The sequence below is a fragment of the Streptomyces sp. NBC_00289 genome, assembly GCF_041435115.1.
GTDB lineage: Bacteria > Actinomycetota > Actinomycetes > Streptomycetales > Streptomycetaceae > Streptomyces.
This window is the reverse complement of sequence record NZ_CP108046.1, coordinates 9153060-9172706: the sequence shown is the minus strand read 5'-3', so window position 1 is coordinate 9172706 and position 19647 is coordinate 9153060. Positions and strand designations below refer to the sequence as shown.

Sequence of the window (19647 nt, the reverse complement as noted above, 5' to 3'; positions counted from 1 at the left end):
ACACACATGATCACCACCGAAGTGACCTACGACGAGCTGGCCGGCCTGATGAAGAAGGCGGCCGGAGTCACCGTCGACCCCCAGGAGCTCCAGCGGGTGTCGGAAGCCCCGTTCGGCTCCCTCGGCCTGGACTCACTGGGACTGCTCGGCATCGTCGGCGAGCTGGAGATCCGGTACAACCGGTCGCTGCCCACCGACTCGGAGCGCTGCAAGACGCCCCGCGAGTTCCTCGACCTCGTCAACAGCACCCTCACGGCTGGAGCCTGAAGTGGCCGGACACACCGAGAACAGCATCACCGTCGACGCCCCCCTCGACCTCGTCTGGGACATGACCAACGACATCGAGAACTGGCCGCAGCTCTTCAGCGAGTACGCCTCCCTCGAGGTGCTCTCCCGCGAGGGCGACTCCACGACCTTCCGCCTGACCATGCACCCGGACGACAACGGGAAGGTCTGGAGCTGGGTCTCGGAACGGACCGTCGACCGCCGCAACCGGACCGTCCGGGCCCGCCGCGTCGAGACCGGTCCCTTCGCGCACATGAACATCGTCTGGGAGTACACGCAGTTGCCGGACGGCGTGCGGATGCGCTGGGTCCAGGACTTCGCGATGAAACCCGACGCCCCGGTCGACGACGCCTGGATGACGGACAACATCAACCGCAACTCCCGCACCCAGATGGCCCTCATCCGGGACAGGATCGAACAGGTCGCCCGCGACCGCCGGACCGCTCCGGTCGCGCCCCGCTGATCGCCCGACCAGGAAGGACACCCGATGCACCAGGCCCTGATCGTCGCCCGCATGGCGCCCCAGTCTGCGCCCGCGATCGCCGACGTGTTCGCCGCCTCCGACCGAGGTGAACTCCCGCACCTGGTCGGCGTGACCCGGCGCAGCCTCTTCCAGTTCGGCGACGTGTACCTGCATCTCCTCGAAGCCGACCAGGATCCGGCGCCCGCCATCGCGAAGCTGACCGGGCACCCCGAGTTCCGCAGCGTCAGCGACCAGCTGTCGGCGTACGTCAGCGCGTACGACCCGCAGACCTGGCGCAGCCCCAAGGACGCCATGGCGCAGTGCTTCTACCGCTGGGAGCGGGGCGCCGGTTCCTGAGGCGCACGCGACGAGAAACCCCGAGGCCGCCGGCTCCGTCACACGGAGCCGGCGGCCTCGGGGTTGGTGCGTCCTAGGTCAGCCCGGGACGGTGCACTCGAAGGCGTGGAGATACGCGTTGACCGGCTGGATCTCTCCGATGACCAGGCCCGCGTCCGTCAGCCGGTCCACCATGCTCTGCCGGGTGTGCTTGGCACCGCCGACGTTGAGGAGCAACAGCAGGTCCATGGCCGTCGTGAACCGCATCGACGGGGTGTCGTCGACGAGGTTCTCGATGACGACGACGCGGGCACCGGGGCGCGCCGCCTTCCGGACGTTGGCCAGCGCCCTGCGGGTGCTGTCGTCGTCCCACTCCAGGATGTTCTTGATGATGTACACGTCCACCTGGACGGGGATGTCCTCGCGGCAGTCCCCCGCGACGATCCGCACCCGGTCGGCCAGCGAGCCGCGGTCACGCAGCCGCGGGTCGGCGTTCTCCACCACTCCCGGCAGGTCCAGCAGGGTGCCGTGCATCTTCGGGTGCTTCTCCAGCAGACTCGCCAGGACCTGGCCCTGGCCGCCTCCGATGTCCGCGACCGAGGACACGTCCCGGAGGTCGAGCAGGGCGGCGACATCACGGGCCGACTGCTCGCTGGACGTCGTCATGGCCCGGTTGAACACGTGCGCGGACTCGGGGGCCTCTTCGTTGAGGTACGTGAAGAACTCCCGGTCGTACACGTCCTCGAAGACGTTACGGCCCGAACGCACCGCCTCGTCCAGCTTCGGCCAGACGTTCCACGTCCACGGTTCCGTGCACCACAGCGCGATGTAGCGCAGGCTGTGCGGGTCGTCCTCGCGCAGGAGCCGGGACATCTCCGTGTGGGCGAAGGTGCCGTCGGGGCGCTCCGTGAAGACGCCCTGGCAGGACAGCGCGCGCAGCAGCCGGCGCAGCGTGTGCGGCTGGGACTTCACCGCCGCCGCCAGGTCCTCGACGGTCATGGGGGTGTCGTCCAGGGCGTCGGCCACGCCCAGGCGGGCGGCCGCTCGTACGGCGGCGGCGCACGCCGCTCCGAAAACGAGCTCCCGCAGCCGCATGGGCGGCGGGGGAGCCGGATCAACGGTCGTCATCGAATGCCTCGCTTTGCTGTCGTGCCGTCTGTGGGGGGTGGGGAGCGTTGGTCAGCACATTCCGGCGGGCTCGGAGACGGAGCACTGGTTGCCCTTGAACGTGTTGCCCTTGCCGGTGTCCCGGTTGGCCAGATCGGACGGGCCGTTGCGCCGCACCACGTTGTCGCGGATCTCGTTGCGCTCGTTGAGGGCGCCGACGAAGCTCTTGAAGAGCACGATGCCGCCGGAGAGAGGAGAGGTGCCCACGTTGTCCTCGACCCGGTTCTTCGTCACCAGCGTCTTCTCGGTGCCGGTGAGCACGATGCCCGTCCCCTGCAGGAAGGGCAGCCGGGCGGTCTTCGGACACAGCTTGTTGTTGGCGTAGACGTGGTTCCGGCGCACGCTCAGCGCGCCGGCGCGCGGTGCGGACTCGTCGCCCACGACGAACACGCCGGTGCAGTTCCCGGTCACCTCGTTGTGCTGGACGGTCAGGTTCCGCAGGCGCCGTACCGTGACGCCGATGCGGTTGCCGAGCAGCCGGTTGTCGCTGATCATCATGGACTTGCTGTCCTGGGCTCCCTCCTCCCGGTCGACGGTGTTGGCCACGAACAGCCCCGCGTCGCCGTTCCGCTCGGCGATGTTGTGGCTGAACACGCCGTGCACGGACCTCTCCTGCGCGAGGCCCCACTGGCCGTTCCTCTCGGCGGTGACGCCCTGGACCTTGAGACGGTCGGTCCGCGACGCCCACAGGCCGTTCTTGGTGAAGTTCTTGAGGGTCAGCGAGCGCACGGTGACGCGCTCGACGCGCTTGCCTTCCGTACCGGTGACACAGATGCCGTTGCCGGCCTTGGCACACGCACTGCCTGAGGCCGGGTCAGGCACGATGACGGCGGAGTCGGCGTTCATGCCCCGCAGGGTCAGGTCCGACGTGGTGATGGTGACACTCTCGTGGTAGAGGCCGGGCGAGAGCAGGACGGTGTCTCCCGGCTTCGCGGCATCCACTACCTTCTGGATCGATTCGCCGGGCTGTACCCGGTGCACCCGCCAGCCGGCGGCGGAGGGCGCGGCGGCTCCCAGCCCCGACGCCACGACTGCCGTGGCGCATGCGAGGAGGGCCATCTGTCGTTTGGTCATATGGCGAAGTTATGAGCGGGTGTTCCGGCCCGCCACCGCTGATCACCCAGGCGGGAAGCAGCTGCCGCGAGCTCGACCCGAGCAGCCGATCCCCCGGGTACGACGCACGGCGTGGCCGGTGTCGTCGACAGTCAGCGTGCCGCCGAGGGGGGCGGCAGGCGCATCTGGGCCAGGTCGGGAGGGATGGGGGTGTCGGGCCGGAAGAACGGTTCTGACTCGCCGTCGGTCACGGTGGCGGGCGCGTCGGTGAGCCGGAAACGGTCGCGCAGCCTGCCGTAGAAGTCGGTGGGGCGCAGCCGGATGAGGCGTACCCGGCGCGGGGCGCGGAAGACGCCGATCCAGTCGCCCGGGTCGAGGACTCCGCGCAGTTGGCCGTCGACGCTCACGGCGGCCTGCCCCGAGTGAGGCAGCACGCGGAGGGCCACCGGTTCGTCGGGCGCGGCCACCACGCTGCGGTTGAACGTCATGTGCGGCGCGATCGGGGTGAAGACGACCGCGTCCATGTGGGGCGACAGCACGGGGCCGCCGGCGGCGAAGCTGTAGGCGGTCGAACCGGTGGGAGTGGCGACGGCGACGGCGTCGGCGCTGTAGGAGGCGAGCAGCCGGCCGGCCACGTACACCCCGACGCTCACCTGGTGGTCGCGGGCCAGCTTCTCCAGCACGACGTCGTTGAGGGCGATCACGTCCAGGGCGAGGCCCCAGCCCTCCCCTTCGGTGCTCTCGGGCCGGACGCGCGGCGGAGGGAGCGCGGGACCCCGGCCGTAGCGGAGCAGCGCCTCCATCTCCTCGGGGATCTCCAGGGCCCTGGACGCACGCATGGTCAGCGTCATGCGCTCCTCCACGACGGCATCGCCCTGGCGGACGGCCTGGAGCGCCTCGGTGACCTCGCGCACCGGCACCTCGGTCAGGAACCCGACCTTGCCCAGGTCCACGCCGAGGACGCTCGCCCCGCTCCTGACGGCGATCCGCGCTCCCCGCAGGAAGGTGCCGTCGCCGCCGAGCGTCACCACGAGGTCGGGGTGACCGGCCGCCTCGGCCTCCTCCATGCCCCCGCGACGGTGCTGGTCCTTGCTCCAGACATCGATGTCGGTGCAGGGGATGCGACGCTCCGCGCACCACGAGCGCACCGCGTGAGCCGCGTCCCGTGCCGCCGAACGCCCTTCGTGCACGACCAGTCCCACGCGCTCTACGGACATGCCAGCCTCCAGTCGGGTGCGCCGCCTGTGCAGCAACGTACGGCAGAGGCGGGCAGCCCGCACGAAGGCCCGCACTCCACGGCGAGCACCCGGCGCGGGCGTGCTCTCCGAGGCATTGGCCCGGGTGCCCTGAGGCCGTCGCGGGGACACGATCTAAGGTCGTCCGGTGACCAGCAGCCACGCGACGCGTTCCCCCGACCTCGACGACGCCCGTCCGGCGACGCCGCCCGGCGCCTGGCAGGAGCGGCTACGCCTGTTCGGCCACGTCGGACAGCCGCGTACCGACGTCCGCCTGCGTCTGGTTCCGCCCTTCCCGGAGCCCGGAACCCGCGTCTGGCGGTTCCTCGGCCTCGGGCCGGCAGCGGCGGACCGGGTCGCCAAGGCCATGGGCTGGCTGGGCCCCGTCCTCGTCGCCGTCCTGGCCGGAACCATCCGCTTCTGGCATCTGGGACAGCGCCGGAAGCTCGTCTTCGACGAGACCTACTACGCGAAGGACGCGTGGGCCCTGCTGCGACTCGGCTACGAGGGCACCTGGCCGGACCGCAAGATCGCCGACCCGCAGGTCCTGGCGCACCCCCAGGTGATCCCGCTCTCCGACACGGGGGCCTTCGTCGCGCACCCCCCGATGGGCAAGTGGGTGATCGCCCTCGGCGAGTGGATGTTCGGCCTCGACCCGTTCGGCTGGCGCTTCATGACGGCGCTCCTGGGCACGCTGTCGGTGCTGATGCTGTGCCGAATAGGACGCCGGCTCTTCCGGTCGACGGTGCTGGGCTGCCTGGCCGGCGCGCTGATGGCGGTGGACGGGCTGCACTTCGTGATGAGCCGCTCCGCCCTGCTCGACCTGGTCGTGATGTTCTTCGTCCTCGCGGCGTTCGGATGTCTGCTGGTCGACCGGGACCGTGCGCGGGCCCGGCTCGCGGCGGCACTGCCGGTCGGCGCGGACGGCCTCGCACACCCCGACCGGGACACCGGCGACCGGACCGGGACCGGACTGCGTCCCTGGCGGTTGGCGGCCGGCTGCTTCCTGGGACTGGCGGCCTCCAGCAAGTGGAACGGCCTGTACGTCCTGGCCTTCTTCATGGTGCTGACCCTGCTGTGGGACGTCGGCGCCCGGCGCGTCGCGGGGGCGCGCCGCCCCTGGCGGGCGGTGCTGCGCAAGGACCTCGGCTGGTCGGTGCTGTCCGTCCTCCCGGTCGCCGTGGTCACGTATCTGGTGACGTGGACCGGCTGGTTCCTGTCCGACGACGGATACGGGCGCCACTGGGCCGACGGCCGCGGCGGCCCGTGGTCGTGGATTCCGGCCCCCCTGCGCAGCCTGGCGCACTACGAGTACCTGGTCTACGAGTTCAACGTGGGGCTGCACAGTCCGCACCCCTACCAGTCCAACCCCTGGAGCTGGCTGGTTCTCGGCCGCCCCGTGGCGTTCGACTACGTGGCGCCGAAACCCGGGCAGAACGGCTGCCACACCGGTGCCGGCTGCTCGCAGGAGATCCTGGCCCTGGGGACGCCGCTGCTGTGGTGGACGGCCTGCGCCGCCCTCGTGTACCTGCTCTACCGGTGGGCCCTGCGCCGCGACTGGCGCGCCGGCGCCGTCCTGTGCGCGGTGGCCGCCGGTTACCTGCCCTGGTTCCTATACCAGGACCGTACGATCTTCTCCTTCTACGCGGTCGTCTTCGTGCCGTACCTGTGCCTGGCGGTGGCGATGCTGGTGGGCGCGCTGCTGGGTCCGCCGGGGGCGGACCGGGGACGCCGTGCGGTGGGGGCGGTGGCCGCGGGCGTTCTCGTGCTGCTCATCGCCTGGAACTTCATCTATTTCTTCCCCCTGTACACCGGGCAGACGATCCCCTACTCGTCGTGGACCGGGAGGATGTGGCTCGACACCTGGGTCTGAGGCGCACGCCCTCAGTCCATCAGTCCCGCCGCCACCGTCGCGCCGAGTTCCCAGCAGGCCTCGACCTCCGGGCGGCCCGGCTCGCCGGTCGCGGTCACCGGCTCGGCGGCGCGGCGCCAGCCGAGGCCGGTCGTGATCGCCTCGATGCCGCGCACGGCCCCCGTGACGTCGTTTCCGCCATGCACGTAGAAGCCGAAGGGCCGGCCGCGCGTGGCATCCAGGCAGGGATAGTAGACCTGGTCGAAGAAGTGCTTGAGCGCGCCGGACATGTAGCCGAGGTTGGCCGGTGTGCCGAGCAGATACCCGTCGGCGGTCAGCACGTCCGACGCGGTGGCGGCCAGCGCCGCGCGCCGCACCACCCGGACGTCCTCGATCTCCGGCGCCGTCGCACCGGAGACGACGGCTTCGAACATCGCCTGGCAGTTGGGCGAGGGCGTGTGATGGACGATCAGCAAGGTGGCCACAGCGCGAACCCTGCCGTGCCACCACCTCCCCTCGCAAGCGGCGCCACCACCGCCGACCTGCTCGGGGTCCGCCGGCCGTACCCCGTGTCAACTCCCCCGCGGGCGCTGACGGACGACCGGCTCACCGGCCGACGCGGTGGGGGGCGGCCGTCTGGTCGCGGCCGCTGCCGAGGAGGCGGATATTGGGATGGGGAGGCATTCCCGGGCGTTCCCGGGCGGTTCGCCGACGACTGCACGCAGCCGGAGGGACGGTGCTCACCTCCAGAGATCCGGACGACCTGTCCGCCGCCGACGGCCGAAACCGTCCCGCGCCCCCACTGCGCTGGCGCGCGGTGCTGGTTTGGCTGATCGGCATCACGGCGGTGCTGGTGGTGACCGGCCTCGTCCTGGGCCGGGAGACCAGGCTCGCCCCGTTTCTGATCGTGGTGCCCGCACTGATCGCCGGGCGCGGCACGGTACGCCAGACCGCCGTCGCCTCCGTCTGGGTGACCGTCGTCATCGCCGCCTCCCTGTTCGACACCCCGATGGGCACGATGGGCGCCGATGCGGCGGTCGTCGTCTTCGCCGTGCTCTTCAACGGCCTCAGCGTCGCGCGGGCCGCTCAGCGCGTCCACCGGGAGACGGAGATCGCCCGGCTGCGGTCCGCGGCCGCCGCTCTCCAACGGCAGCTGCTGCGCCCGTTCCCGCTGGTCACCGATCAGCTTCTGGTGCACGGCCTGTACCAGCCGGTGGAGGAGGACAGCCGGGTGGGCGGTGACGTCTATGAGGTCGTGGCGTCCCCGTTCGGCAGCCGTGTCTTCATCGCGGACGTGCAGGGCAAGGGCCTGCCGGCCATCAGCGCGGCCTTCGCCGTGCTGAGCGCCTTCCGCGAGGCGGCCGTGACCGAGCCGACGCTCACCGCCGTGGTCGACGCCCTGGAGGAGGCGGTGCTGCGGCACAACTCCTTCGCCGCGCAGGTCGGTGAGCGGGAGCGGTTCGTGACGGCGCTGGTCCTGGGCGTCGACTCGGAGCAGGAGGTGCAGGTGATCAACTGCGGCCATGTGGCGCCGCTGCTGCTCCACAGCGAGGGCGCCGGACCGGTGCTGGACGCCGACCCGTGCGTTCCGCTGGGCCTGGACTCGCTGGCTCCGGAGCCGCGTACCGTCGAGTGGTTCTCCTTCCCCCACGAAGGCACGCTGCTGCTCTGCACGGACGGTGTCACCGAGGCGCGCGACCCGTCCGGCGCCTTCTATCCCCTCGAGGAACGCGCCGTCACCTGGGGCGGCATCCTCCCCAAGGACGTCCCGGCCGCGCTCTACCGCGACCTGCGCCATCACACGGCCGGCACGCCGACCGACGACACCGCGCTGCTGGTGCTCCGCAGGAGGAGCGGCCTCGGCATGTGAAGCGTGACGGAGGCGGGGGCGGTGTGCGTCGCGTCAGCCGGCGGCGGCGGTCGTCACCGTCGCGGGGTCCACTCCGGTCAGTTCCACGATCCGGTGCGGCGGTACGCCGGCCGCCAGCGCGCGCCCGATGAGAGCGTCCCGGTCGTCCGTGCGGTCGCGGTAGGCCATCAGTTCCTCCTCGGCCCGGGCGGCGGCCTCGGGGACCGTCCGGTGGCGCAACAGGTTCAGTTCCTCGTCGCTCAGCGGGACGGGCAGGCGCTCGGCGTGCTCCGGAATGGCGCCCGTCTCCTCCGGGGGCAGCACCCGCAGTCTCGGGGAGGTGGCCGCCACCCCCTGGGCGTCGAGCCACGCCCGAACCGCGGGAGTGTCCATGCAGGACAGCTCGCCCACGGCGGTCGGCGGCACGCCGAGCGACGCGTCCGTGTCGGCCAGCAGGAACAGGTAGGCGTCGTCGGTCATCCTCGGCTGCCTTTCGGGCGGGTGCGCTCACGCGCGTGGGCTGATCGCCGTCCCTCTACCCCGTCTCGGCCGGTTCAGCGCGCGGCTCGCGGGGCCGGGCCGTCGTCCGGGGTGGTCCACCGGGCGTTCCCGTCGCCGGTGCGGTCCCGGGCCGCCGCCGGAGCGGCCCGGGAGTCCCGGTCAGCCGGCCAGTGCGGCCTGGACCACTCCCCTGGCCTCCTCCTGCACCTGGTGGAGGTGGTCCTGTCCGAGGAACGACTCGGCGTAGATCTTGTAGACGTCCTCGGTGCCCGAGGGACGCGCCGCGAACCAGGCGTTGGCGGTGCTCACCTTGATGCCGCCGATCGACGCGCCGTTGCCCGGCGCCTCGGTCAGCACGGAGGTGACCGCCTCGCCGGCGAGCGTGTCCGCGGTGACCTGGGCCGGGGAGAGCTTGGCCAGCAGCGCCTTCTCCTCGCGGGACGCCGGGGCGTCGATGCGGGCGTAGGCGGGCTCGCCGAAGCGGGCGGTCAGCGCGGTGTAGTGCTGGGACGGGGTCTTTCCGGTGACCGCCGTGATCTCACCGGCGAGCAGGGCCAGCAGGATGCCGTCCTTGTCGGTGGTCCACACCGAGCCGTCCCGGCGCAGGAAGGACGCGCCGGCCGACTCCTCTCCCCCGAAACCGATCGAGCCGCCGGCCAGGCCGTCCACGAACCACTTGAATCCCACGGGTACCTCGACGAGCCGGCGGCCGAGGTCTGCGGCGACCCGGTCGATCATCCCGGACGACACCAGGGTCTTGCCGATACCCGCTTCGGCGGCCCATCGCTCCCGGTGGGAGAAGAGGTAGGAGATGGCCACGGCCAGGTAGTGGTTGGGGTTCATCAGGCCCGCGTCCGGTGTGACGATGCCGTGCCGGTCGGCGTCCGCGTCGTTGCCCGTGGCGATCTGGAAACGGTCCCGCTGCTCGATGAGCGAGGCCATCGCGTACGGCGACGAGCAGTCCATGCGGATCTTGCCGTCCCAGTCCAGCGTCATGAACCGCCAGGTCGGGTCGGTGAGCGGATTGACCACGGTCAGGTCGAGTGCGTGCTGCTCGGCGATACGGCCCCAGTAGGCGACGGACGCGCCGCCGAGCGGGTCGGCGCCCAGCCGCACCCCGGCGGTGCGGATCGCGTCCAGGTCCAGCACGCTCGGCAGATCGGCGACGTAGCTGCCGAGGAAGTCGTAGCGGCCCGTGCCCTGGGCGGTGAGCGCCCGGGAGTAGGGAATGCGCTGTACGCCCTTCAGGCCGTCCGCGATGATCTCGTTGGCCCGGTCCTGGATCCAGGAGGTGGCGTCGGAGGCGGCAGGCCCTCCGTTCGGCGGGTTGTACTTGAAGCCGCCGTCGGCGGGCGGGTTGTGCGAGGGCGTGACCACGACCCCGTCCGCGAGGCCGGCCGACCGTCCCCGGTTGTGGGTGAGGATGGCGTGGGACACCGCCGGCGTCGGCGTGTAGCCGTCCGCGGTGTCGATGAGCACCGTCACGTCGTTGGCGGCGAACACCTCCAGTGCGGTGACCCGCGCGGGCTCCGACAGGGCGTGGGTGTCGGCGCCCAGGAAGAGGGGGCCGTCGATGCCCTGGCCGGTCCGGTATTCGCAGATGGCCTGGCTGGTCGCGGCGATGTGGTCCTCGTTGAACGCGGTCGCCAGCGAAGACCCGCGGTGTCCGGACGTACCGAACGCGACACGCTGGCCCGGCTCGGCCGGGTCGGGGTGCAGTGCGTAGTACGCGGTGACCAGCCGGGCGACGTCGACGAGGTCCTCGGGACCTGCCGGTCCGCCCGCTCGCTCGTGCTGCATGTGCCCGCTCCTCCACGTCGGTTGACTTACGGTCCCATCTTTCCCCGTCCCGCCCGCCCGACGCGACCACGCGACCACGCGGCCGCGGAAGGCCTGGGTCCGCGCGCTCCCTCACCGTTGGCCTCCGGTGAACCGGGGCAGGCGCAGAGCCCGGCGTTCGGCCGCCGTCATGCCGCCCCAGACACCATGGCTCTCGCCGTTGCGCAGCGCCCAGCTGCCGCAGGCGGTCATCACCGGGCAGCGGTGGCAGACCGCGCGGGCCCGTTCGATCTGCGTCCGGGACAGGCCGACCTCACCCAGCGGGAAGAAGAGCTCGGGGTCCTCGGAACGACAGGCTGCCAGCTCGCGCCAATGGCCACGAAAAATGTTCATCACGAAATCCACCGATCGGCTGCGCCGCCCGTTCGGGCAGCTCGGAAGCGCGGCGCGGACCGCACCGCGTGACCCGGCAGAGGTGGGGACAATATAGGCTTTTTCCACCATTCCAGCTATATGACTGACGGACGCCCCGCGGCGGGTTCGACCCCGGGAGATCGCATCCGAAGACCCGCGAGCGGCCGAACACCTGATGGCGGCGACCCCCGTCGGCCCCGGCACGCGGACCGAGCCCGCCGCCCATCCGCCGGCAGGAGGACCCACCGATGAGACTCCTCGGAACCCTCACCCCAGATCTGCGGGAGCAGTTGGGCAAGGGCCTCTTCGCCCGTGTCGCCGGGCCGGACGGCCCCAGAAACCGCGCCCGTATCCACGGCACGCCGGGACCGCGCTGGTTCGGCCCCGAGCGCCCCATCCGCACGGTGCACGGTGACGCCTCGATGTTCATCGGAGGGCTGTCCGCGCTGCTGTTCCAGTCACTGCACCCGCTCGCGATGGCCGCCGTGGCCGCCCACTCGGGCTACCGCGGGGACCCCTGGGGGCGGCTCCAGCGCACGAGCACCTTCCTCGCGATGACGACGTACGGAACCGCCGAGGACGCGCAGGAGGCCTGCGACCGGGTCCGCGCGGTCCACGAACGCGTGCGCGGCACGACCGTCGAGGGCGAGCCGTACCACGCCGCCGATCCGCACCTGCTCGGCTGGGTCCACGTCGCGGAGACCGACAGCTTCCTCCGGGCCCACCAGCGCTACGGGGCACATCCGCTGTCCGAGGACGCCTGCGACGGGTACGTCGCCGACACCGCGCGGGTCGCCGCCGCCCTGGGTGTCGTCGATCCGCCCACCGACCGGGCCGAGCTCACCCGGCGGCTGAACGCGTACCGGTCCGAGCTGCGGGCAACCGCCCAGTCGCGGGCCGCCGCACGCTTCCTGCTGCTCGAACCGCCCGTTCCGCTGGCCGTACGGCTCCCGTACGGCGTGCTCGCCGCGAACGCCGTTTCCCTGCTGCCCTCCTGGGCCGCACGCGAGCTCCGGCTGCCGCGGCTGCCGGTGGTCGACGAGGTGTGCGTACGGCCGCTGGGCGGGCTCATCACCTCGGTGGTGCGCTGGGCGATGGCACCCTCGCGCCCCGCTCCGTCCCCGCCGTCGGAATGACCGCGCCTCACCCTTCGCGCTGCACCTGGGTGGGGGTCGGCGCCGGGTCCGCGAGATCCAGGGCGGTGCCACCCCGACCGGTGGGGAGCGCCGTGCCGGGGCGGGCGGGGCGGCGGCGCGCGGCGAGGGATTCGCGGGCCGCCTCGCGGGCGTGACGACGACGCCAGTACGGGTTGTCGTGCGACAGCTTGCTGGAGACGCGCCCGTACATGCCGAAGGTGAGCACGACCAGCCCCATGACGAAGCTGAACATCACGTTGGTCATGCCGAAGTCGAGGACGTTGGCGGGCCGGTCGAGGATGAAGATGTGGGCGAACCCGCTCAGCAGGAACAGCGTTCCGACGACCATGTTGAGCGTCGACGCGAAGTTTCCACCGACGAGCGCCCCACCGATCAGTGCGAGGCCGACGACGACGGAGACGAGACTGAGGACACCGTTGGTCGACATGCCCGCGAGGTGCTGCCCGTCCGTGGCGAACGGGCTCAGGCGGTCGGCGAACCCGAGGCTGCCGAAGGCCAGCAGGATGAGTCCGCAGAGTGCGGCGCCGTAACGGTAGACGGCGGCCAGCTTGTGATCGACGGGAAGCTCGTCACTGAGTTGCATGGCGGTCCTTTCGGGGTGGGGGCACGTCACCGCGTCCCTCCGGGCGGCACTCCGCATCGGCCACCCTGCCCACTGTTCGCCATACATGGGGCATTTGGTTTCACTTCGGACGCGGAATCCGCGTCACGCCCCAGCCGACGTCGGCCGGCCGGGATCCCTCGGGGGAAGGGATCCCGGCCGGCCGACATCTTCCGTCGCCCGCCATCCGCTCCGGCCGGACACCTCGACTCCTCGGCATCCGGGCGCCGGACGTCACCTTCTACGGCTGCGGCCGGCCCAGGCACTCCCGATACCCGCGACGTGCAGGGCCAGCAGTGTGAGCCCGATCAGCATGAAGTTGGTCGAGGTGAAGGTGTCGTTGGTCGAGATGTCCGCCGCATTGATCAGGAACGCTATGAAGAACAGGACCGCCGCGATGATGCCGAGCATGGATTCCTCTTTCCCGAGTGGTGTCGTCTTTCCGACGCGGTGAGATCCGAATGCCCAGAGGTCGACGAGGAACACAGCCCGCCGCCACGGAAATGGCGGACAAATCCCGCGTCGACGTGGGACGTTGACACAGAAGGGGCCAAAGCGGTGGCGTACCCCACGCGGTTCACCGCGGCCTGACGAAAATGCGAAGCCCGTGGTCGGCGTTCGGCGCACCTTCTGGATCTTTCGAGGGCCGGCGCAGGTTTGCGCGGCACGGAAGTGGTCAGGCGACGGGGATGCCGCACAGTGATCCCGCCACGAGGCGCCCCGGACACGTCGACGTCGGAGCGCGCCACCCTCACCGGTCGGAGCACCTGCGGTGACGGCGACCGGGTCCACGCACGAGCAGCCCGGGATCCGGCAGGCCGGGAAGCCGTTCCCCGCTGCCACGGCCGGGGACGGGACCGCTGCCGCCGCCCCGCCGGAAGCCGTGCGGACGGGTCAGCGCGACGCGTTCTTCGACAACGCGAAGTACCTGGCGATCGTGCTCGTGGCCGTCGGCCACTCCTGGGAACCGCTGCGCTCGGACAGCAGAACCGTCACCGCGCTGTACATGACGGTGTACGCGATCCACATGCCGGCGTTCATCATCCTCTCCGGCTACTTCTCCCGCAGCTTCGACGCCGCCCCGCAGCGCATACGGCGCCTGGTGACCGGCGTGGCCCTGCCCTACGTCGTCTTCGAGGTCGCCTACACCCTCTTCACCAGGTGGACCGACAACGCTCCGGACCGACCGATCAGTCTGCTCGAACCCCTGTATCTGACCTGGTTCCTGGCGGCGCTGTTCATCTGGCGGCTGACCACCCCGTTCTGGCGCACCGTACGCCGGCCGTTGCCGCTGGCACTGGGCGTCGCGATGCTGGCCACGCTGTCGCCCGCCATCGGCGAGGACCTCGACCTGCAGCGTGTCCTGCAGTTCCTGCCGTACTTCGTGCTCGGCCTGTGTCTGCGGCCCGAGCACTTCGGCCTGCTGCGCCGGCGCGAGGTGCGCGCCCTTGCTCTGCCGGTGCTCGTGTGCGCGTGCCTCTTCGCCTACTGGGCGGTGCCGCGCGGGAACTACGCCTGGCTCTTCCACCGGGACAGCGCCCGGGAGCTCGGGGCGGCTCCCTGGACGGGGCCCGCGATGACGCTCGCCCTCTTCGGCTGCTCGGTCGTTCTCGTCACCTGTTTCCTCACTCTGGTGCCCAACCGGCGCGTCTGGTTCACCGTTCTGGGCTCGGGGACCCTGTACGGCTACCTGCTGCACGGCTTCGTCCTCCAGGCCGTCGGTCACTGGCGTGTGTGGGACCACGCCTGGCTGCACCGCCCGTTCGGCGAGATCGCCGTCACCGTCGTCGCCGCCACGGTGGTGACGGCGCTGTGCACTCCCGCCGTACGCCGGATCTTCCGCGTCGCCGTGGAACCGGAGGTGCGCTGGGCGTTCCCCGCGACGCACCCGCGCGAGGCGCCGACCCGCTGAGCAATGGGAAAGGTACGGCCCGCCGGTGATCCGGCCGAGTGGGTAATCCGACGCGGACTCACACGCGGATTGGTCTGAGAAAAAACTTCGCCCGATCGGGTTCTCGACCAATCCCGGCAACCGTCAGGACCGGATTCCCGGCGTGACGGACGAAGCGAAGAAACCGCGAAAGCGGACGGGTGGGACGCATGCCGGCCCTGCCGGGCGCAGCGACGCCCGGGCGGGTTTTGACGCAGTCGGCCTCATCCGTTCCTCGGCTCGGAATTCCCACTGCGGGCCGCTTTCCCCCCTTTCCCGTGTACGTGCGGCGCTCGCCGCCGACCTCAGCAGGAGAACCCTCATGAACACCCGCATCCGCCGTGTCGCCCTGACCGTGGCCGCCGCGGCCGTACTGCCGCTGGCCCTCAGCGCCTGCTCCGACGACAGCGGCGACACGGCCGCGTCGGACTCCTCCGCCAAGGCGTCCGCGACCGCCGCGGACGACAGCATGGCCGGTTCCGGCAGCAACGCCACCACGGCCGACGAGCCGTTCGGGCCCGCCTGTTCGGCGGTGCCGCAGGACGGCGCCGGTTCCTTCGACGGCATGGCCAAGGACCCGGTCGCCACCGCCGCGTCCCACAACCCGGCCCTGTCCACGCTGGTCACGGCCGTGAAGAAGGCCGGTCTCGTCGACACCCTCAACAACGCCGAGAACATCACGGTGTTCGCCCCGACCAACGACGCCTTCGCCAAGATCCCGAAGACCACCCTCGACAAGGTCCTCAACGACAAGGCCCAACTCACCAAGATCCTCACCTACCACGTGGTGGGCGAGAAGCTCACGCCGGCGGACCTGGAGAACGGCTCCTTCGACACGCTGGAGAAGTCGAAGCTCACCACCGCGGGCTCCGGCGAGTCCTACACCGTCAACGACGCCGCCAAGGTGGTCTGCGGCAACGTCAGGACCGCCAACGCCAACGTCTACATCATCGACACCGTCCTGATGCCCGCCGGCTGAACAGGGACCCGCGAACCAGGCTCCTGGGCGCCTTGGGACCGGCGCCCGGGAGTCGGCGTCAGCGCGGCGTACGCAGCAGCGAACAGACGAAGTTCTCCTGGACGGCGCGCAGCCGCTCGAGTCGGGCCGGGTCGACGGACGCGTTGATCTGACGGGTGACGGAGAACGTGAGCGAGCGGCGGCCGTCCGGGGTCGCGGCCACCAGCTGCGTGTAGCCGGGGAAGTTGCCGGTGTGGCCGAGCACGACGCCGCACCGCGTGGTGTAGCGGAAGATGCCCAGTCCCGCGGAGTTGCCGCCCGGGCCGGCCGGTTCGGACGCGCCGGCGATCCACCGTCGCTGCTCCCGCAGCACGCTGTTGCCGTACAGCGCGCCTCCGGCGTAGCCCCGCACGAACCGGGTCATGTCGGCCGGTGTGGAGACGATGCCGCCGGACGCCCACACTCCGGAGGCGCTGAGGACTTCGCTGATGTCCTCCGGGGACGCGGGATCACTCATGTCGTAGCCGTGCAGGTAGGGCTTCGGCATGCGGTAGCCCTGCGGAAGGCTGGTGTCGCGCAGGCCCAGCGGCCGGTAGACCAGCTCGCCCAGGAGTCGTTCGTACGGGGTGCGGGTGACCGCCTCCGCCATCAGGGCGACGGCGATGTTGTCGGAGTTGGAGTACGCGTAGCGGCTGCCCGGAGTGAACCGCAGCGGTTCGTCGGCCACGTAGTCGAGCAGGCGGCGGGAGTCGAAGTGGTGCCGTGGGTCGGCCGTGACCACGGCGAGGAACTCGGCGTCACTCGTGTAGTCCGGCAGGCCGCTGGTGTGGTTGAGCAGCTGTCGCAGCGTCACCGAGCCCCAGGCGGCGGGCAGACGGGGCAGACGCTCCCGCAGCGCGTCGTCCAGGTCCAGGTCACCGAGGCCGACCAGGCTCAGGGCGACCGCTCCGCTGAAGGCCTTGGCGGTGCTCGCGATCCGCATGTGGTCCACCGCGCGCGGTGCCCGGCCCGTCGCGAGGTCGGAGACCCCGGCGCGCAGGACACGGGTCCGGCTGTCGCTGCGGAGCACGGCGATGACTCCGGGAGGGCCGCCGGACTCGCTCACGAGGCGGTCGATCTGCCGCTGCAGAACCGGGTCGTCCGCGCCTCCGGACGCGGTGTCGGCGGCGGTGCCGGCCGCGGTGCCCGTGGCGGCCGGGGCCAGCACCGCCATGCAGGCGGCCGCGCCGAGGAACGCGGTGCGCAGACGTGGGCGCGACAGGGCACGACGGGGTCGTGCGGGGCGTGACGGCATCAGGGCTCCTCAGCAGGTCGGGGCGACATCCACCAGGGTTCGGCAGCGCCCGCGGGGGCGCGGGGAACTGCGCGGCCCACCACGACGGTGCCGCAGGCGTTCCACGGCGCGTCGCGGCGCTTCCAGCGGAGCGCTCAGTGCTTGTCCGCTCCGTGCTTGTCCGCGACGTCCAGGAGCTGCTGGAAGCGGGTCATACAGGGGAGACAGTGGCGGTTCGTCTCGGCAGCGCCCGGTACCGGTGCGGACAGCTCGATCCCACAGAGACTGCCGGCTCCCTGCCGGGCCACCACGTGCCACACCAGCTCGGCGCTTCCTGTCTGCGGACCTACGCACATCTCGTACACGAGGCGACTCCCTTGGTGGCGATGCGTCCAGCACATCGCAACCCCGCTGTCACGTCCTGATGAACGGGCCGTTCGCGTGAACCGACGGCGCCCGTCCGCACCCGCGCACGGGACACACGAACGACCGGCGGCCGGCCCTGAGCTCAGGGCCGGCCGCCGGTCGTTACCGGGAAGGTGTCACATCCCGCCGCGCCTGGTGCGTCGCAGCAGCAGGAAACCGCAGATGAGAAGTACCGCTCCGGCTGCCGCCGGCCACAGCTGCGTGCCGGTCTCGGCGAGGCCGCCCCGGTTCGCCTGCGGTTCCGTCTGCGGGGCGGCGGCCTGCGCGCCGACACCGTTCGACGGGGCGGCGGAGGCGTCCGCCCCGCTGCTGCCCAGGTCGTCCGAGGTGTCGTCCGCCGAGGCCTCGGCACGGTGGGTGGACGCCGACGTCGAGTAGACCTTCGGTTCGTCGGCGCCGGAACCTCCGGAACCCGCTGAGTCGTCGGATCCGCCGTTGCCGTCGTCGTTGTTGTCGTTGCCGTTGTCGCCGTTGTTGTTGCCGTTGTCGGACCCGTCCGACCCGTCGGAGCCGTTGTCCTGGTCGCCGCCGGAGGTCGGCGTCGCGGCCGGGGGCTGCGAGGTCGCGTCGCCGCCGGGGGTACCCGGGTCCTCCGCCCCGTCGTCCCCACCGGCCGGGGGCTCGGCGGTGGCCGTCGGCTCCTCCTGGGGGTCGTCACCGTTGCCGCCGGGCTCCTCCGCCGCGCCGGCACCGCAGTCGCGGCCCTCGTTGATGCAGTCGACCAGCTCACCCATCAGGTCCTCGTCGAAGACGTTGATGAAGTCGCCGTGGTCGGTGACGGGCTTGTGCAGCTGCTCGGGGAAGGAGTCCACCGCGAACAACGGAGTGGTTCGGCCGCCGTCCTGGAGGCTCGGCGCGTCGACGTCGTAGACGATGCGCTGCGCCAGCTGCGGAATGGCCTGGAAGCCGGCCCCGCAGCTGCCGTCGGCCTGGGCGAACGCCACGTGGGTGCGGTGGTTGGCGCTGTCGATGTTGCGGCCGTCCCAGCAGCTCTGGAACTTGAAGGTGCGGACCACGTCACTGCCCTGCGGGCACAGCGGGTACTTGTCCTTCAACTGCCGGTCCTCGAACCCGGTGCAGCTCCACGAGGCGTTGGCGTTGGCCGTGCCGTTGACGAAGGCCTTGGCGTCGCCGGTGATGATGCGCAGGAGCCGCGGCATGGCCGTGACCTTGCTCCGCGGGTTGCCCACGAAGGTGAGGGTGACCTCCTTGGGCGTCACGATCTCACCCGCGTTGCCCTCGGTGCCGCCGCCCGGGGCGTTGGCGTCCTGCTCCTGTGTGCCGTTCTGCAGGCGCAGCACCGGCCAGTAGTAGGTCGACTTGTCGCCCTCGTCCTCGCAGCTCGTGTCACCGTTCGCCAGGTCGTCGTCGCTGGCGAAGGCGCTGTTGGCCTGGTTGCCCACGTAGTCGTGGAAGTGGTGGGCACCGTTGCCGACGCCCGGGGCGACGATCACGTTGTCCGAGTTGAACAGGCCGTTCTCGTTCACCCCGCACTGGGTGGTGAAGGTGCCGGTCGACCCGTCCGACTGGGCGCTCGGCGCCTGTGCGTTGGGCTGGACGGAGGTGATGTCGGCGTAGTCGGCGGCGACCGGGCCGTTGCCCGCCTGACCTCCGTTGCCCGCCTGCTGCCCGCCCTGGTCCTGGCCGTCGCCCTGCTGCTGGTCCTGGCCGTCCTGGCCGTCGCCGCCGTCCTGGCCGTCGCCCGACTGCTCCTCGGACTCGCGCAGCGTGCAGGGAGCGAGCTCGTCAAGTCCCTCTGGACGGTCACCGACCCGCTCGATGGCGGCGGCGATCCGCTCGATCGTCGCGGCCCGGTCCTCCTTCAGCGGGTTCATGATCCCGCTGTCGACGTCGGCGCGGTTCTTGTCGCCCGCCTCCGCCGGATTCTGCAGCCGCTGATAGGCCTGGGCTATCTGCCCGTCCAGCAGGGCGAGTTCCTTGTCGACCTCTTCTCGCGCCTCGTCCGGAACGGTGGTCAGCTGATCGCCGACGTCCGGGCAGTCGATCGTGGCCGCCCCCGAGACGGGGGAGCTCTCGGGCCCCGAACCGTCCTCGGTGGCGGAGGCGTACACGTTCGCCGCCACCAGACCGCCGCCGCCCAGCATCAGTGCCACTGCTGCGAAGCTCGCTCGTCGTGCGCCTGTTGGGCGTCTGCGCTTGTTGCGTCCCACGGAATAACTCCTGCGCGTCTCGACCGGCCGGGTATACCAAGCCCCCGTCCCATACGCAGCCGTGAGCCGATGTGTTCAAGCGACTCGGAAATTCTTATGAAGCTCGTAAGAAACTTCCGACGCGGCAGGTCACGGTGGTCGCACCGACGGAGGCCGCCGTGCGCCGCCGCCGGTGACCCAGCCGCGGTTTCGGTCCG

20 protein-coding genes are annotated in these 19647 nt (G+C 71.2%); 8 read left to right on the top strand and 12 right to left on the bottom strand.

Annotation, left to right across the window (positions count from 1 at the left end):
• Nucleotides 1–6 precede the first annotated feature (6 nt).
• The 3 genes from OG985_RS41485 to OG985_RS41475 are packed head-to-tail and all read left to right on the top strand — an operon-like array spanning nt 7 to nt 1105.
• Nucleotides 7–267, top strand: a complete 261-nt coding sequence (locus OG985_RS41485; protein WP_371673556.1) for a phosphopantetheine-binding protein — start codon at nt 7–9, stop codon at nt 265–267.
• A 1-nt stretch (nt 268) separates the two neighbouring features.
• A complete protein-coding gene (locus OG985_RS41480) occupies nt 269–748 on the top strand; it encodes an SRPBCC family protein (RefSeq protein ID WP_371673555.1) in 480 nt (159 codons plus the stop codon).
• A 24-nt stretch (nt 749–772) separates the two neighbouring features.
• Nucleotides 773–1105, top strand: coding sequence for a TcmI family type II polyketide cyclase (locus OG985_RS41475; protein ID WP_371673554.1), 333 nt, complete (start codon nt 773–775; stop codon nt 1103–1105).
• A gap of 78 nt (nt 1106–1183) precedes the next feature.
• Here OG985_RS41475 and OG985_RS41470 read toward each other — a convergent pair whose 3' ends face one another.
• The 3 genes from OG985_RS41470 to OG985_RS41460 form a co-directional block, all read right to left on the bottom strand.
• Entirely contained in the window at nt 1184–2212 is a 1029-nt protein-coding gene (locus OG985_RS41470) for a methyltransferase (protein WP_371673553.1), read from the bottom strand.
• Nucleotides 2213–2263: 51 nt separating this feature from the next.
• Nucleotides 2264–3325, bottom strand: coding sequence for a nitrous oxide reductase family maturation protein NosD (locus OG985_RS41465; protein ID WP_371673552.1), 1062 nt, complete (start codon nt 3323–3325; stop codon nt 2264–2266).
• 131 nt (nt 3326–3456) lie between these two features.
• Nucleotides 3457–4521: an NAD(+)/NADH kinase gene (locus OG985_RS41460; RefSeq protein ID WP_371673551.1), complete on the bottom strand. Its 1065-nt coding sequence runs from the start codon at nt 4519–4521 to the stop codon at nt 3457–3459.
• Between the two features lie 166 nt (nt 4522–4687).
• On the opposite strand from OG985_RS41460, the gene OG985_RS41455 reads away from it, so the two are divergent.
• Nucleotides 4688–6412 (top strand): dolichyl-phosphate-mannose--protein mannosyltransferase, encoded by a 1725-nt coding sequence (locus OG985_RS41455; protein WP_371673550.1) that lies wholly within the window; start codon nt 4688–4690, stop codon nt 6410–6412.
• Nucleotides 6413–6423: 11 nt separating this feature from the next.
• Here the strand turns inward: OG985_RS41455 and OG985_RS41450 are convergent, their stop codons facing one another.
• The gene (locus OG985_RS41450; RefSeq protein WP_371673549.1) at nt 6424–6876 is read right to left on the bottom strand and encodes a flavodoxin family protein; all 453 of its coding nucleotides are present in this window, start codon (nt 6874–6876) and stop codon (nt 6424–6426) included.
• Between the two features lie 251 nt (nt 6877–7127).
• On the opposite strand from OG985_RS41450, the gene OG985_RS41445 reads away from it, so the two are divergent.
• Nucleotides 7128–8261, top strand: coding sequence for a PP2C family protein-serine/threonine phosphatase (locus OG985_RS41445; RefSeq protein ID WP_371673548.1), 1134 nt, complete (start codon nt 7128–7130; stop codon nt 8259–8261).
• 33 nt (nt 8262–8294) lie between these two features.
• On the opposite strand, the gene OG985_RS41440 is transcribed toward OG985_RS41445, so the two are convergent.
• The 3 genes from OG985_RS41440 to OG985_RS41430 all read right to left on the bottom strand — a co-directional run bounded on the left by OG985_RS41440 (nt 8295) and on the right by OG985_RS41430 (nt 10913).
• Nucleotides 8295–8720 (bottom strand): DUF6003 family protein, encoded by a 426-nt coding sequence (locus OG985_RS41440; RefSeq protein ID WP_371673547.1) that lies wholly within the window; start codon nt 8718–8720, stop codon nt 8295–8297.
• Nucleotides 8721–8900: 180 nt separating this feature from the next.
• Nucleotides 8901–10541 (bottom strand): phosphoglucomutase (alpha-D-glucose-1,6-bisphosphate-dependent), encoded by a 1641-nt coding sequence (pgm, locus tag OG985_RS41435; protein ID WP_371673546.1) that lies wholly within the window; start codon nt 10539–10541, stop codon nt 8901–8903.
• A 111-nt stretch (nt 10542–10652) separates the two neighbouring features.
• A complete protein-coding gene (locus tag OG985_RS41430; protein WP_371674643.1) occupies nt 10653–10913 on the bottom strand; it encodes a WhiB family transcriptional regulator in 261 nt (86 codons plus the stop codon).
• 269 nt (nt 10914–11182) lie between these two features.
• Here OG985_RS41430 and OG985_RS41425 point away from each other — a divergent pair, with 269 nt between their 5' ends.
• Nucleotides 11183–12070: an oxygenase MpaB family protein gene (locus OG985_RS41425; RefSeq protein ID WP_371673545.1), complete on the top strand. Its 888-nt coding sequence runs from the start codon at nt 11183–11185 to the stop codon at nt 12068–12070.
• Between the two features lie 7 nt (nt 12071–12077).
• Here OG985_RS41425 and OG985_RS41420 read toward each other — a convergent pair whose 3' ends face one another.
• A complete protein-coding gene (locus OG985_RS41420) occupies nt 12078–12674 on the bottom strand; it encodes a DUF4383 domain-containing protein (protein WP_371673544.1) in 597 nt (198 codons plus the stop codon).
• A 252-nt stretch (nt 12675–12926) separates the two neighbouring features.
• Nucleotides 12927–13103 (bottom strand): hypothetical protein, encoded by a 177-nt coding sequence (locus OG985_RS41415; protein ID WP_371673543.1) that lies wholly within the window; start codon nt 13101–13103, stop codon nt 12927–12929.
• Nucleotides 13104–13500: 397 nt separating this feature from the next.
• Here OG985_RS41415 and OG985_RS41410 point away from each other — a divergent pair, with 397 nt between their 5' ends.
• Nucleotides 13501–14604: an acyltransferase family protein gene (locus tag OG985_RS41410; RefSeq protein WP_371674642.1), complete on the top strand. Its 1104-nt coding sequence runs from the start codon at nt 13501–13503 to the stop codon at nt 14602–14604.
• Between the two features lie 340 nt (nt 14605–14944).
• Nucleotides 14945–15601, top strand: coding sequence for a fasciclin domain-containing protein (locus OG985_RS41405; protein WP_371673542.1), 657 nt, complete (start codon nt 14945–14947; stop codon nt 15599–15601).
• Nucleotides 15602–15659: 58 nt separating this feature from the next.
• Here the strand turns inward: OG985_RS41405 and OG985_RS41400 are convergent, their stop codons facing one another.
• The 3 genes from OG985_RS41400 to OG985_RS41390 all read right to left on the bottom strand — a co-directional run bounded on the left by OG985_RS41400 (nt 15660) and on the right by OG985_RS41390 (nt 19450).
• Nucleotides 15660–16874, bottom strand: a complete 1215-nt coding sequence (locus OG985_RS41400) for a serine hydrolase domain-containing protein (RefSeq protein WP_371673541.1) — start codon at nt 16872–16874, stop codon at nt 15660–15662.
• A gap of 134 nt (nt 16875–17008) precedes the next feature.
• Nucleotides 17009–17218 (bottom strand): hypothetical protein, encoded by a 210-nt coding sequence (locus OG985_RS41395; protein WP_371673540.1) that lies wholly within the window; start codon nt 17216–17218, stop codon nt 17009–17011.
• A 177-nt stretch (nt 17219–17395) separates the two neighbouring features.
• Nucleotides 17396–19450 carry a DUF1996 domain-containing protein gene (locus OG985_RS41390; protein ID WP_371673539.1) on the bottom strand — a complete coding sequence of 685 codons (2055 nt, stop codon included), beginning with the start codon at nt 19448–19450 and terminating at the stop codon, nt 17396–17398.
• Between the last annotated feature and the right edge of the window lie 197 nt (nt 19451–19647).

Coding starts and splice junctions, on each gene's coding strand:
- OG985_RS41415 (WP_371673543.1), bottom strand. CDS start 13,103: ATGCTCGGCATCATCGCGGCGGTCCTGTTCTTCATAGCGTTCCTGATC.
- OG985_RS41470 (WP_371673553.1), bottom strand. CDS start 2,212: ATGACGACCGTTGATCCGGCTCCCCCGCCGCCCATGCGGCTGCGGGAG.
- OG985_RS41400 (WP_371673541.1), bottom strand. CDS start 16,874: ATGCCGTCACGCCCCGCACGACCCCGTCGTGCCCTGTCGCGCCCACGT.
- OG985_RS41425 (WP_371673545.1), top strand. CDS start 11,183: ATGAGACTCCTCGGAACCCTCACCCCAGATCTGCGGGAGCAGTTGGGC.
- OG985_RS41440 (WP_371673547.1), bottom strand. CDS start 8,720: ATGACCGACGACGCCTACCTGTTCCTGCTGGCCGACACGGACGCGTCG.
- pgm (WP_371673546.1), bottom strand. CDS start 10,541: ATGCAGCACGAGCGAGCGGGCGGACCGGCAGGTCCCGAGGACCTCGTC.
- OG985_RS41460 (WP_371673551.1), bottom strand. CDS start 4,521: ATGTCCGTAGAGCGCGTGGGACTGGTCGTGCACGAAGGGCGTTCGGCG.
- OG985_RS41420 (WP_371673544.1), bottom strand. CDS start 12,674: ATGCAACTCAGTGACGAGCTTCCCGTCGATCACAAGCTGGCCGCCGTC.
- OG985_RS41485 (WP_371673556.1), top strand. CDS start 7: ATGATCACCACCGAAGTGACCTACGACGAGCTGGCCGGCCTGATGAAG.
- OG985_RS41465 (WP_371673552.1), bottom strand. CDS start 3,325: ATGACCAAACGACAGATGGCCCTCCTCGCATGCGCCACGGCAGTCGTG.
- OG985_RS41475 (WP_371673554.1), top strand. CDS start 773: ATGCACCAGGCCCTGATCGTCGCCCGCATGGCGCCCCAGTCTGCGCCC.
- OG985_RS41430 (WP_371674643.1), bottom strand. CDS start 10,913: ATGAACATTTTTCGTGGCCATTGGCGCGAGCTGGCAGCCTGTCGTTCC.
- OG985_RS41405 (WP_371673542.1), top strand. CDS start 14,945: ATGAACACCCGCATCCGCCGTGTCGCCCTGACCGTGGCCGCCGCGGCC.